The organism is Acinetobacter bereziniae LMG 1003 = CIP 70.12 (genome assembly GCF_000368925.1).
Classification (GTDB): Bacteria; Pseudomonadota; Gammaproteobacteria; order Pseudomonadales; family Moraxellaceae; genus Acinetobacter; species Acinetobacter bereziniae.
This window is the reverse complement of the sequence record NZ_KB849755.1, coordinates 951291-964569: the sequence shown is the minus strand read 5'-3', so window position 1 is coordinate 964569 and position 13279 is coordinate 951291. Positions and strand designations below refer to the sequence as shown.

General features: G+C 36.7%; 12 protein-coding genes and 1 other RNA gene. 8 read left to right on the top strand and 5 right to left on the bottom strand.

Going from position 1 to position 13279, the window contains the following annotated elements; all coding sequences use genetic code 11:
* Positions 1–56 precede the first annotated feature (56 nt).
* Positions 57–2384, top strand: a complete 2328-nt coding sequence (locus F938_RS06490) for a TonB-dependent receptor (RefSeq protein ID WP_005030477.1) — start codon at positions 57–59, stop codon at positions 2382–2384.
* Positions 2385–2641: 257 nt separating this feature from the next.
* Here F938_RS06490 and F938_RS06485 read toward each other — a convergent pair whose 3' ends face one another.
* Complete coding sequence (locus F938_RS06485) at positions 2642–3016, bottom strand: hypothetical protein (protein ID WP_010590871.1); 375 nt, start codon at positions 3014–3016, stop codon at positions 2642–2644.
* A 160-nt stretch (positions 3017–3176) separates the two neighbouring features.
* On the opposite strand from F938_RS06485, the gene F938_RS06480 reads away from it, so the two are divergent.
* The 3 genes from F938_RS06480 to F938_RS06470 all read left to right on the top strand — a co-directional run bounded on the left by F938_RS06480 (position 3177) and on the right by F938_RS06470 (position 7427).
* Complete coding sequence (locus F938_RS06480; RefSeq protein ID WP_005030473.1) at positions 3177–3725, top strand: sigma-70 family RNA polymerase sigma factor; 549 nt, start codon at positions 3177–3179, stop codon at positions 3723–3725.
* Positions 3715–4698 (top strand): FecR family protein, encoded by a 984-nt coding sequence (locus tag F938_RS06475; RefSeq protein ID WP_005030471.1) that lies wholly within the window; start codon positions 3715–3717, stop codon positions 4696–4698. The genes F938_RS06480 and F938_RS06475 overlap by 11 nt, the downstream gene beginning before the upstream one ends.
* Before the next feature lie 143 nt (positions 4699–4841).
* Positions 4842–7427: a TonB-dependent hemoglobin/transferrin/lactoferrin family receptor gene (locus tag F938_RS06470; protein ID WP_005030469.1), complete on the top strand. Its 2586-nt coding sequence runs from the start codon at positions 4842–4844 to the stop codon at positions 7425–7427.
* A 620-nt stretch (positions 7428–8047) separates the two neighbouring features.
* Here the strand turns inward: F938_RS06470 and F938_RS06465 are convergent.
* Positions 8048–8479, bottom strand: coding sequence for a GNAT family N-acetyltransferase (locus F938_RS06465; RefSeq protein ID WP_228129442.1), 432 nt, complete (start codon positions 8477–8479; stop codon positions 8048–8050).
* Between the two features lie 198 nt (positions 8480–8677).
* Between F938_RS06465 and F938_RS06460 the strand changes: the two genes are divergently transcribed.
* Complete coding sequence (locus F938_RS06460; RefSeq protein ID WP_005030465.1) at positions 8678–8884, top strand: hypothetical protein; 207 nt, start codon at positions 8678–8680, stop codon at positions 8882–8884.
* Positions 8885–8977: 93 nt separating this feature from the next.
* The gene (locus tag F938_RS06455; protein WP_026040274.1) at positions 8978–9394 is read left to right on the top strand and encodes a GFA family protein; all 417 of its coding nucleotides are present in this window, start codon (positions 8978–8980) and stop codon (positions 9392–9394) included.
* Positions 9395–9663: 269 nt separating this feature from the next.
* Here F938_RS06455 and ssrS read toward each other — a convergent pair.
* The 3 genes from ssrS to F938_RS06445 form a co-directional block, all read right to left on the bottom strand.
* Positions 9664–9845: non-coding RNA, 6S RNA (gene ssrS, locus F938_RS23690), on the bottom strand.
* 100 nt (positions 9846–9945) lie between these two features.
* On the bottom strand, positions 9946–10230 hold the full coding sequence (locus F938_RS06450; RefSeq protein ID WP_004831740.1) for a cell division protein ZapA: 285 nt from the start codon (positions 10228–10230) through the stop codon (positions 9946–9948).
* A 2-nt stretch (positions 10231–10232) separates the two neighbouring features.
* Positions 10233–10784 carry a hypothetical protein gene (locus tag F938_RS06445; protein WP_004831739.1) on the bottom strand — a complete coding sequence of 184 codons (552 nt, stop codon included), beginning with the start codon at positions 10782–10784 and terminating at the stop codon, positions 10233–10235.
* 64 nt (positions 10785–10848) lie between these two features.
* Between F938_RS06445 and F938_RS06440 the strand changes: the two genes are divergently transcribed.
* The gene (locus tag F938_RS06440; RefSeq protein ID WP_005030463.1) at positions 10849–11481 is read left to right on the top strand and encodes a UPF0149 family protein; all 633 of its coding nucleotides are present in this window, start codon (positions 10849–10851) and stop codon (positions 11479–11481) included.
* Between the two features lie 308 nt (positions 11482–11789).
* Entirely contained in the window at positions 11790–13112 is a 1323-nt protein-coding gene (gene pepP, locus F938_RS06435) for a Xaa-Pro aminopeptidase (RefSeq protein ID WP_005030462.1), read from the top strand.
* The last annotated feature ends 167 nt before the right edge of the window (positions 13113–13279 follow it).

Genomic DNA, 13279 nt, shown 5'->3' with positions numbered 1-13279 from the left:
AATAGTTAAATGTAATGTTATAACATAACAATAAATTACAATCTGGATATATCATCGTGCGTCGTCATAGTTTAGCCATTGCAATTTCTTTACCGATCTTTCCTGCCTATGCAGTGGATAATAAAGAGCTCAATGTTTTACCCATCATTCGAGTAGATGCAGAAACAGACATTTTTAAACAAGATCTTGTGGTTGTAAAAAATAAAAATGCGGACAATAAAACTTTAGGAGATGCCTTAAAGCAAGTTTCAGGAGTGCAAAGTAGTGCTTTTGGTCCAAATGCTGGTGCACCAGTCATCCGTAGTTTAGGCGGCAATCGGGTACAGATTTTAGAAAATGGTCAATCGCTTTATGGAATGAATGCAATCAGTGGCAATATTAATATTCCATTTGATCCATTGTTTAGCCAATCAATTACCGTCAATAAATCCTCTGATACGGTGCGTTATGGTGGGAATGCTATCGGTGGGAGTGTGGACATTGATACAGGAATCATAGATCAAGTGCTTCCTGAAAAAAAAACTGAACTGGAACTTGTCGCTAAAAAGGGCTGGAATGATTTTGATGCAAAGGGCTTTAAATTAAATTTAAATAACCAAAAGAATTTTTCGACCAATTTCTTATTTTCGACACAAGAGATAGCGGCATATAAAATTCCGGGTAACGGTAAAGCAAAAGTCTGTAATAGCGCATTATTTCCTGCAACAGGTGGAGTTAATACTGGTTTAGCTGATGCTTGCCAAAAAGAAGCACGAATTCAACAGGTGTATAACACGGCATCACAGCCATATATTGACCAATTCATGACAGAAAATCCAGATTGGGCAGATGGTACATTTTCTTTTTATACAGACAAGCCAACATCTGTATGGAGTGGGAAAACTTATACCAATCCTGTAAATCCCAATTATGTTCCAAATACCAAACAGTATACGGAAAATAAAATTAATAAGGACGTCACCCCGAACTATAGCGGTAAGCTTGGAAACAGTTACTTAGATAATCAGCATTTTGCTGTAGGCACAACATATTTTCTTGATCAAGGATATATCGGACTCAGTGCTGATTCGAAGAAAAGTGAATACGGTGTTCCGGGATTTTCTCTTGAAAATAAATCCTTTCAATCGACCAGTGAAAGCGTACCAGTAGGGGTTAAAACGGATCAACGAAGATATTCACTTGCGAGTGAACTTAACTTTAGCCCATTGTTGCTCAATCAAATTCAGTTTAACGCCAGTAAAACAGTCAATACCTCTGCTGAGTATCTGGGTACTGGGATGGCCAATCGTTATCAATTTGATACACAACAAGCAGAATTATTACTTAAACATCGACCAACCGAATTTTGGAGTGGTTTTGTCGGTCTAAATCAAATAGATCGTAAAGTTGAAGGGCAAGGGAAATTACGTTATTTACCTCATGTTGATACTCGAACACAAGCTGTATTTATTAAGGAAAAATTAGACTTTGACTGGCTAGAATTAGATGCAGGTTACCGTAATGAAAAAGTAGAACACAAAATTCAAGCGAGTGATTTTAAAACAGCAAGAAACTCACCAAATACTAAGTTAAAGGATACTGAATTTGATTTAGACAGTTATAGCTTTGGGTCTTATTTCAAATATAATGATTTATTGGGCTTAAAATTACGCTATTCGGTTTCAGATCGGGCGCCTGAAATCAATGAGCTTTATGCGAGTAATGCGCATTACTCTACCATGTTGCAAGAAGAAGGAAATCAAAAGCTCAAAGCAGAAAAGTCAAAAAATCTAGAATTGACAGGATTATTGAATTATCAAAATTTTAATTTAACTGCCACTGTTTATAAAATGAAATATGACAATTACTTATACTTAACCCATTCAGGTGTGCAGACTCAAAACCGCTTGCCGCTTAAATATTGGACACAGACCGATGCTGAAATCACAGGGTTTGAAGTTGATTTAAAACAAAAAGTTGAATTAAATGCCTATGGCTCAGTTGTGCTATCAGCATTTGCCGATTTTGTTAAAAATAAGAACCTTCATCCGAATCAGTTTAGTCTGTTTAATGACGGAAACTATTTACCCAATATGCCAACCAACCGTTATGGCATGAGTGTTGAATGGGCACAAAATGATTGGTCTGTGAGATTATCCAGTATCTATTTTGATAAGCCTCAATATTTAGGAAAAAGCGTGTCTGAAGAAGTACCATTGCCAGCATATAACATGATGGATTTTCAAATTCAAAAACACTTCAAACTACAAAAAACCAGTATGGACGTATTTTTAAATGGGTCGAATTTGTTGAATGAAGAAGCAAGACCACAAAACTCGCCGTTAAAATATATTGCACCGCTTCCTGGACGTGGTTTTCAAGTCGGTGTAAATATAAAAATCTAATCGGCTTGATTAACCGTATTGAGAAGTATTGTTTTCGCTATCTTAATCATGCAGCATTTCAACAGAAATCAACAGATCATCTGCGCCTTGTTCTTTAAGAATAGGGCGCTTTCAATATGATTAATGATGCTTGATTTTTTTAATTGATCAAAGAGAGCAGGGCGTGGTTATAAGCTTCAATGATTTAAGTCATCGTTGAAGCTTTGAGAATTAAGCCGTGTATTGATTTGGCTTACAAAGGTTTAATATATAGCGCTTTAACATGCAACGGCAGCTTCTCGCTCAAAAATAGAATCAACCTGTTCAAAGGCAAGTGCTCTTGGACGATTTTGATATTGGCAAGCGTAACTGTTAACAGCGTTTTCTAAGATTTGCAGGAAATCATTGTATTGTTCTTCAAAATCTAACAGATCAAGTAAGTCCAATTTACGGCTATGATGACAATTGTATTTTTGAATAAAATTCAACAATAAGTTTTGAATTGGTGTATTGGTAAAGTAAATTAAATAGGTGGCTGCAGAACCACAATGTAAACAACCTTTTTCGAGATAAATTTCTTCATTATTTAGCCAACAGCATTGTAGTGTGAAAAATGCTCGGATGGCTTCTGTTCCTAGAGTATGCTGTTCCACAATATTCACCAAATTTTAAATAATGCAATTGATAATCATTATCAATTAATTCCTAGGAAAAGTCTATTCAATAAAGGACAAAAAGTTGTCGAATAGAGCATTTACAAAAGTCTTTATGTAAACGATAATTATTATTGTTTGTATTTGCGCACTACATTTTATGATTCAGACTCCCACAACTCAATCACGTCAGCAGTTACTGCAAGAAATGTATCTGGATCATCATGATTGGCTTCGTCATTGGCTAAGCTTAAGGATCAAGTATCCATTTAGCGCAGCTGATTTGGTTCAAGATACTTTTGTAAAACTGTTGCAAACTAAACAGCTATTTTCCATTCAAGAACCTCGAGCCTATTTGGTCAATGTGGCTAAACATTTGCTTATTGATAAGCACCGTCGTTATATCTTAGAGCAAAATTATTTAGAGACCCTAAAGCAACACGTAGATGAACAAGAAAGCTTGCTGTCATCCGATCAAATCGAAGAAGCAGTGTTAATTTTAGACTTTTTGACGGTTGCGCTACAAAATACCACCCCGCTGATGCGTAAGGCTTTTATCATGTATTACTTTGAAGGTTATAGTCAAAGTGAGGTTGCCTTAGAGATTGGTCGGTCATTGCGTAGTACGCAATTGTATTTAGCTGAATGTCTACAACTATGTTACGAAGCGAAAAATAATCTGCTTGAGCTGGAGCAAGATGAACGCTAAACAGTTGCGTAAAGATATGGCGCTGTGGATTGTTCGCTTAAATGCGGATGATCAAGAGGAGCGCCGTCAGGCTCAGATTGAATTTGATCTTTGGCGCAATCAATATCCTGAATATCAGGATCAATTAGATGAAATGCTGAGTTTTTCTGAAACGATGCAACAGCTTTCGATGACACATGGTATTTCCAGTCAGAATGTTCATCACTCTATGCAAATCAGTCAGCAGAGTAAAACAGAAATCCAGAAATTATTTACCAAAGCTTTTGTACTTTGTTTAAGTATAGCAAGCGCAACATATTTTGCTTATCACTCAACAATATTCTCTTACTATACGGCTGATTTAAAAACAGATACAGGTGAAATGCAGTCATTCACTTTGGAGGATGGCTCAAAAGTATCTTTGGGGGCACGATCTGCAATTAAATTGGATTTCAAAGCGGATAAACGCCGAATTGACTTAGTTCAGGGTGACATTTATATCGATGTTGCCAAAGATCCAAATAGACCACTGATTATCCACACGCCACAAGCAGATTATAAGGCATTAGGAACTCGCTTTATTGTGAATCAATATCCAAAGCACAGTGTATTGAATATGCTACATTCTAAAGTCGAAGCGACGGCTTTGCAGGCAGCTCCTTTGTCTAAAGTGGTTCAGCAAGGTGAAAATATCACAGCGGATTCACAAGGTTTAAGCCAGATAACTAAAATAGATACTGCATCAACAGAATTCGCTTGGCAGAAACAGCAAATCTTGGCGAATGATTTACCAATGTCAGATTTACTTAGCCGTTTAGGGCGCTATCATCACCAATATTTATTATTTAACCAAGCAACTTTAGCGCAATACAAAGTGAGCGGTGTGATTAATACTCAACAAGATTTGGAACAGACACTTGCACTCTTGGCAACACAGTATCCTTTAAAAATCAAAAAAATAGGGCAACATGTGATTGCAATAAATGCAGAGTGATAAAACGTTTAAACAGTGTCTTCTAAAAAAAATGACCATTCATTGCGGTTTTTTTGGATGGTCTTCGTCATATAAGTTAGAACACATATTTTTTTTAACTGAATGAAGTGAATGATTATCATTTGACTTTAGGTGGCTTCAAAATGTCCCAGTCTTTATATCGAAATGCCATAAAACCGCTCGCATTGACCGCTGCCATAGCCTTGTCTATGGGAGTCGTCAGTACACAAATTTACGCAGAAACTGCTGTGCCCACGACTTTCTATCAAGTGCAGCGTGGTTCACTCACCCAAGCTTTAAACAGTTTGGCGCAACAAGCCAATGTCTCATTATTGCTTGATTCCAACAAAACCAATCGATACCAAGTTAAAAGTATCCAAGGTAAATACACCTTAGACCAGATATTTACAATGCTGGTTCAAAATACACCCTTTCAAATCCAAAAAACTTCAGCTGGCTATGTATTAATGGAAAAGCCCAGTGTTGAAAGTGCCCCTGTAATGAACCATGATAAAGTGAGTTCAGACAAAAATCTGCCTTCAAATCAGAATGGGCAAAATCAAATTTATCAAATGACGCCGATTGTGGTAGAAGCCGTTCAAAAAGATACAATTAAGTTTGGACAAAGTGTTTTAAACCAAAAAGCAATTGATCGTTATCAGGCCAATAATGTGGCACAACTCTTAGACAACATGCCAAGTGTTGGGGCTGCTGCATCTCCTCGCCCCGGCGGTCAAACGATCAATATTCTGGGTATGGGTGGGGTCGCAGATGTTCCGATTACTTTAGATGATTCTGTAAAAAGTTTTGATAAATATCGTCAGGGATCGGTATTTATAGAACCTGAAATTTTAAAGAAAATCACTGTAGATAAAGGTCCGCATAATGTTGAAGTTGGAAATGGTGGTTTTGGTGGGAAGGTTACTTTAGAAACCAAAGATGCGACAGATTTATTAGATAAAGATAAAAATGTAGGGGCATTTTTAAAGTATTCTCGATATTCAAATAATCGCCAAAATACCTACACAGGTGCGGTATATGGTAAAGCTGATAATGGTGTAGTAGATGGCTTGTTTTATTATACCAACCGGGACAGTGGTAATGTTAAACGTCCAGATGGCAGTACATTTTTATACTCTGCCCAAGAGCAAGAGACCTACTTAGCAAAACTTAATTTTTATCCTGCAGATGGACATAAAATCTCTCTCAATGCTATGCGCAGCGGACATGAGGGTCGGGAGCCATTTGCTGCCATGCGTGATCAGGATGCTGTGCCTACACAGGCAGATATTGCAAAATATGGCTATGATGAAGCATGGAAACGACGTTTGGTTTATCGTGATCAGGAAGATACCAGTTATTCAGCAAATTATGAGTTTAATCCAGCAGACAATCCATATTTGAATCTCAAAGCGGTTGCTTCATATTCAAAAACCTATCAGCATGACCAAAGACTACCAAGCGTAAATGGTTCAGCAGCACTTTTAGGCAATGAAAGTTGGGTAACCTATACCAATACAGCATTTAAACTCAGTAATATCAGTGATATAGAAACTAAATATGGTACTCATAAGTTAAAATTCGGTACGCAATATCAAAAGATGGAACAGAATTCCCTGATTTTTGATAAAAACAATGTGAAGAAGCCTGATTTTAATTTTGGCTATTATGAACCCAATTATATGCCAGCAGGCGATCAGCAAATGTTGAGCGCATTTGTTGAAGATCAATATCAGTTCAATAATATCATTATCACACCATCGTTACGTTACGATCATATTGAAAACACAGGGAAACCCAATCGAGCATCACGCTATAATGATCCTACCGCAGGACACGATTACTCAAGTAAAACCTATACAGGTTGGTCACCTCGTTTGGCAATGTCTTGGAAGCAAACAGACTACATGACATGGTTTGCCAATGTGAGTAAGACATGGCGTGCTCCTCGTGTTGATGAGCAGTATTATGTGCAATCAGCGGCAACCACTGTTCCATCGACCAGTCGTTATCTGCTTCCTGAAAAAATGCTGGCGATACGTATCGGTAATGAAATGAATTTTGATGATTTGTTCAGTACAGATGACCATCTACAAGTACGATTGACTTTCCATCGTAATCGTGGTGCTGACGAAATATTTAGAAACCGTTCAACCTTTTGCCAAGCCCAAGCAGAAAATAATGCAAGTACAGGTGAGGGCAGTGTTAAAGACTGCAATGGTAATTACAATCATGGTTTCTATCGAAACGTTACCGATTACACCATTAAAGCCTATGAAGCTGAAGTTTTCTACAATCAACCGACTTGGTTTGCTGGTTTAACTTATTCATATATTCGTGGGCAACGTGATAATTCACCTGTGAATCCATGGTTTGACCAAAAAACATGGATGGTTGATATCCCACCTAAAAAAGCCACAGCAACTTTAGGGGTAAATGTGCCTGAGCATCACTTAACCATGGGATGGAGAGGAATTTTTGTTGCGGCTCAAGACAGAAGTTTATCTGATAATGATAAATCAATTGCTGCATCTTCTTTTTCTTTACCTAAAACCAAAGGCTACTCGCTTCATGGCGTATATGCAGATTGGCAACCTGTGGGTGAGAAAGGACCAACACTTAATTTCTCTATAGATAATTTGTTTAATCGAGACTATAAAATGTATTTAGGTGAATATATGACGGGTACAGGGCGCGATTATAAGTTCAGTATTTCTCAAAAATTCTAAAGTTGAAGTCTGGATGTTGAACACTTAGTATCTCTCATGAGTAGCCCATAGGGTTTCATTGAAAATGGGCTACTTATATCTTGTTGGATCTAAACGTATTGAAAAGATGATGTGTTTTGGGTTACTGATAAGCTATTGGAATTACAAGCGATTGAAATAACAAAACTTTATTTTTACACGTAAACCAAGTATTAATCATCATTTTTTAAATTACATTTTGGTTACTTAATGATCGTAAAAATTTACCAATGGGTAAAAAATAAACTTGAATTTTAAAGTTTTCTTTGCCATATTCAAATCATAGTGCTGAAGGTTGTGCTTCAACTATATACGCAGTTTTTATCGCCCACTTTACTCCATCAAGTGGGTATTTTTTTATTTGTCATTGATATTGTTTGAAATTAATTTTCTTATTGCAAACATTAAAAAGTGGTAAATAATCACAATTTGATTCTAACAATTAGCCCAAGAACTAAATGACCAATTTTTACTTTATGATTTGATATATAAATGTAGTCTTCATTGATTAAATCATATCGAGCTATCGTTCCATCTTTCAATCTGAAAGCAGTAGTGATGGATTGCCCTAAAAGTTAGAAATGCGACTGCTTAAAAGTAACTTATTGGGGGATTGGAATAAAAAATACTAATTCTGGATCATCCTCATCAAGATTTTCAATTTGACCACTTTCTATAAATCCAGAAGTGCGTAACAAACGTTGCATTGGCAAATTAGAACGATTGGTGGTGGTGAAAAGTTTTGGATGTAGGCATTTTGACTTCAAGCCATTCAGTAAGGCAAGTCCGATGCCATTACGTCGATAATGCTCTCCAACCATTAACATTTCAATAAAGCCACATCCAAAGAAATGGTAATTTAAAACACCATAACCCATGATTTCGCCATCCTTTTCAGCAAGAAAACATGTACTTTGAGCACACCAAGCGTGAATTTGTAATACTCGTTGTGCCTCATGTAAGGCAACACTATCAATCGCTATTAAATATTTGAGATCGGCTTCACTGGCGAGGCGAATTAACATTATATCCATCTACTCTTGTCATTCGGATAAATACTATAGCAATATTTCAGATGATTAGATTTGTCTATGCAGTATCAATATTCAAGAAATGGTTGACTTTATTGATCGACTATTCTTTTATAATTTTAAAAGAATAGAATTTATGATTAAAAAATGACTTTCAATGACCTGTAGGTCATGAGCCAAAATTCTTGTAAGAGAGTATAAATGAGCACATTAGAAACTATTTATTCAGATTTATATGAGATTGCTTTGAAACTGGATAGTATTCCTAAAAGAATACAAGAAGTCCCTGATTTAGATCATAGAGAAAATATTTTACTTACAGCAAAGGCTTTAAGTCATATTTTTGAATTGCAGAATAATATTCAAATGGTAAGACCAGATTTGAAGAAAAACCATAAAGAAAATTAATATTGATTCTTTATCTAATATTAGTGAAATATTTTGCTTTTTCTCAGGGTTATTGCTTATTTTAGACATAATAAATATGACTTTAATAACTGAATGAATATGGCTTTAAATGCGCAATGCCACTGTGAGGCAGTGAAATTCACCGTAGAGTTGTCAGATAATTTTGAGACAATACGACGTTGTAATTGTTCATTTTGTCGTATGAGGGGAGCTGTAGCCGTGTCTGCTCCACTTTCAGGAATAAATGTTTATGAAGGTCGTGATAAATTAACAGAGTATAGATTTAACACAAAACAAGCAGCACATTATTTTTGTTCAGTTTGTGGAATTTATACTTTTCATCAACGTCGCTCCAATCCTAAGCAGTTTGGAGTGAATGTTTCCTGTATCGTTGGAGTCTCACCGTTTGATTTTGAAAAAGTTCCAGTTATGGATGGTATCCAGCACCCGAAAGATGGGGGTGGTGGTGTAACAGGCTATCTTTGCTATGAAGCGCTAAATCATAAATAGACACAATCAAGCTTTAGCAAAATATCAAGTTTTTCAAGTCAAAATATGAAGTTGATCTGTGTTGTGTTTGAATGAACGTATTTATGAAGTATCAGGTCTTAAATTGAGAACCTAATGTGATGTTGAGTTATAAGTGTAAGGATTATGCGGATCATACAATTGAAATGACCATATAAATCAAAACATGAAAATTTTAAGAGGATACAGTATAAAGAGAATCGTCAGAGAACTAGAATGAATTTTAAACATTAAATTTTTATAATAAAAATAAGTACTCCGGTGATGCCGCTGCATGGTCGTTACCCTGAACCCGATGAGTTCAAGGTGGACGTGACGTACACTTACTGGGTTTCCCACTCGCGGTGGGCATACACTCAAAATATACAGAACACATCCATAAGTTTAAGTATCGGCAGGGGAATAGACGTACTGGCGAACACCCCAGAGTTGTATTAAGTATACATAATCTGACGTTTGTGGCAAATCATCAAAGGTCACAAATTATAAATATAGATAAAAAAATGAAATCAACTGCACGAAAAAAAAGCGGTTTAGCCCGCTTTTTCAACATCTTCGAGCATAGCTTCTAATAAACGTTCACATTGTGCGTATTCTTGTAACGTTTTATTCATGCTCAAAACTTCTTGCATTAACTCTAACGCCACCATAATCACCAACTTATTATGTTCAACGTTGGGTGCTTTGCGACGGAACTCTTGAAACTTATCATTTAATAGCTGACCAGCACGTTCTAACTCATGCCTTTTTTCTGTAGTCGTACCTAGACGGAAAGTCTGTTCGATTAAACGCAATTCTACGGTAACATGTTCAGACATAATTATACTTCCTCATTAGATTCTGAAGGATGAGCAAGTTGTTGAATCTCTTGCGCATGATGATCTTGTTCAGTCCCTAAAATAGAAAGACGTTGAATAATCGCTTCAACTTTGGTCTTTGCATGTTCATTTTTTTGGATTAAACGTTCACGCTCATCTTGCAGGTTTTTAATGTCCTGCAAATGATGGCGCTGTTCATTTGCCATTTTCTCTTTAACCACGCGTAATTCATTGCGTTCGGCTAAAATTTCCTGAAAACGATTTTTTAAATCTGTACAGCTTTTTTCTAAACGGCTATAGCGTTCAGCTAAAGATGAGGCATCAGTGTTGAGCTGTTGAAATTGATTTTGCAACTGAGCAAGCTGTTCAGTGAGCGAATCAATTTCATCTTGTTTTTGGGTAATAATACTGTTTTTATGGCTGATTTGAGCGTGAGCTTGCTCTTCACTGTTATCTTTTTCTTTTAACAGCGATGCATTTTCTTTCTCAACAGTCTCGATTCGTGTTTTTAAAACACCAATATGCGTTTGTAGACGCTGTAATTGTTCTAACATAACGGGTCGCACAGATTTGCAATCAAAGGTAATATATACAGAAGTATAGAGATTGGATAAGCGAATGCAAGACGATATTTCAGGTTGGTCAGATTGGAACCAAAATTTTAAAGGGATTGAGGAAATTTCAAGCCCGAGTGAGTTACATGGCTTATTAACAGGTATAGTTTGTGTTACCGAAGTACCAACCCGAGATGAATGGTTACAAATTTTATCGACGTTGGATGTACCAAAATTAGACGATGAAGCATTGGCTGTACTCTCAGATGAAACCGAAGATGTGTCACATGCGCTTGCTGAAGATGATTTAGACTATCTTCCGATGCTTCCAGATGATGAACATACTTTATCGGAGCGTGTTCAAGCTTTGGCTGACTGGTGTGCTGGCGTTGTTTTAGGTTTTGGTTTGGCTTCAGGTCACATTCGTTCAGACGAACAAGAGTTAATTGAAAGTTTACAAGATGTCGCATCTGTTGAGTTTGATGAATCAGATGACGATGAAGAGGGTGAAGCAAGCTATGAGGAGCTATATGAGTTTGTTCGCTTGATTCCAGTATCCCTATCTGTAGGGCGCAAAAAAGTGCCAGTTTCAGAAAGCCCTTTGCTGCAAAATTTCCATAGCAAAATGAAGCAAGCTATAGACTCATCTGAAAGTAGCAATGTGGTCGAAATGTTTACACCACACCGTCCAAGTTAAATTTTTTGTTCAAGATGAAGCACTGCTAAGTTTTAATGAAATGGTTGATTGTGTAAATCTCTAAAATTTAGAGACCACAATCAGCCATTTTTTTATCATGATATGCGGATATATTTTGATCACCAAACCAAGTCATTTTAAGGATATTGATAAGGATCGATCAATCAATCTCATAGAATACTGCTGATTTTGTTTTTAAAATAAATGGATAAATATTGTTGTATTCGTATTTACATCTTACCCCATCAAACTGTAATTTAAACATTCACCAATTAATTTAATGAACTGAAAGATAAGCTGAATAGAGAATGAAATTAACTCAAGCAGATTTTCAGGAACGTCGTGACCGCCTCGCTGAACAAATGGGTCCCAATAGTATTGCAATTATCGCCACTAGTCCGGAAGTCATGCGAAATAGAGATGCTGACTATAAGTTTCGTGCAGACAGTAGTTTCTTTTATCTTACAGGTTTTGCCGAACCTCAAGCAGTAGCAGTGTTCGAAACAGATGAAACTGGTGAAACGTATATTTATAGTCTATTTTGCCGTGAGCGAAACCGTGAAATGGAAATTTGGAATGGTTATCGAGCAGGAATTGATGGAGCAATTGATGACTATGAAGCAGATGAAGCATATGCCATAGATCTGCTTGATGAAGAGATTATTGCCAAAATCCTCAATAAAGAAAAACTATTCTATCGGATTGGTCAACGAGCAGAGTTTGATGTCAAAATAACGCATTGGATTTCCAAAGCACAAGAATCCAGTCGTGGTTTCGGCGTGCCAACACAGCTTATGCAACTTGATCAGATTTTAGATGAAATGCGTTTGCATAAATCAGCTGAAGAAATTGAATTGATGCAAATCGCAGCAAATATTAGTGCGGATGCGCATACCCGTGCCATGCAAACAGTTCGTCCCGAAATGATGGAATATGCTTTAGAAGCTGAATTGAATTATATTTTCGGTCAGCATGGTTGTGTCCCTGCCTATAACAGCATTGTCGGTGGTGGTAAAAATGGCTGTATTTTACATTATGTAGAAAATAATCAGCCCCTAAAAAACGGTGATCTGGTGTTGATTGACGCGGCGTGTGAATATGAATGTTATGCTTCAGATATCACACGGACTTTTCCCGTGAATGGCAAATTTAGTCTTGAACAAAAAGCCTTGTATCAAATTATTTTAGATGCACAAATTGCAGCGATAGAAGCGATTCAAATTGGAAACTCTTATAAAGAACCGCATACGGTAGCAGTACGAATTCTGGTTGAAGGTTTGGTTGAACTTGGAATTATGCAAGGTGATGTTGATCAAATTATCGAATCTGAAAGTTATCGTCAGTTCTATATGCATGGAACTGGGCATTGGCTAGGTATGGATGTACATGATGTTGGTGCTTATAAAGATGACAATGGTCAATGGCGAACCTACGAGCAAGGCATGGTAGTTACAGTAGAGCCGGGTCTATATATTGCGCCAGATGATGAAACTGTCGAGGAAAAATGGCGTGGTATTGGTATCCGAATTGAAGACGATGTCGTGGCAACCGAACACGGTCCTTTGGTGTTGACCAAGAATGTTGTGAAAACGATTGAGGATATTGAAGCCTTGATGGCATCCCACAACTGAATATGTTAATTATTGATGTTCGACTGAGCCATTGCATTGAAATGGCTTTAACAAGCGCAATATTTTGACAATATTGCGCTTTTTTCTAAATTAAACATATCAACTCAATCATTTTTGATCTTGATCAGATATGAAGTTGCTTTGATACTTTGCTTAAGATTATAAAA

Coding starts and splice junctions, on each gene's coding strand:
- F938_RS06455 (WP_026040274.1), top strand. CDS start 8,978: ATGAATATGGCTTTAAATGCGCAATGCCACTGTGAGGCAGTGAAATTC.
- F938_RS06460 (WP_005030465.1), top strand. CDS start 8,678: ATGAGCACATTAGAAACTATTTATTCAGATTTATATGAGATTGCTTTG.
- F938_RS06465 (WP_228129442.1), bottom strand. CDS start 8,479: ATGGATATAATGTTAATTCGCCTCGCCAGTGAAGCCGATCTCAAATAT.
- F938_RS06440 (WP_005030463.1), top strand. CDS start 10,849: ATGCAAGACGATATTTCAGGTTGGTCAGATTGGAACCAAAATTTTAAA.
- F938_RS06470 (WP_005030469.1), top strand. CDS start 4,842: ATGTCCCAGTCTTTATATCGAAATGCCATAAAACCGCTCGCATTGACC.
- F938_RS06445 (WP_004831739.1), bottom strand. CDS start 10,784: ATGTTAGAACAATTACAGCGTCTACAAACGCATATTGGTGTTTTAAAA.
- pepP (WP_005030462.1), top strand. CDS start 11,790: ATGAAATTAACTCAAGCAGATTTTCAGGAACGTCGTGACCGCCTCGCT.
- F938_RS06450 (WP_004831740.1), bottom strand. CDS start 10,230: ATGTCTGAACATGTTACCGTAGAATTGCGTTTAATCGAACAGACTTTC.
- F938_RS06475 (WP_005030471.1), top strand. CDS start 3,715: ATGAACGCTAAACAGTTGCGTAAAGATATGGCGCTGTGGATTGTTCGC.
- F938_RS06480 (WP_005030473.1), top strand. CDS start 3,177: ATGATTCAGACTCCCACAACTCAATCACGTCAGCAGTTACTGCAAGAA.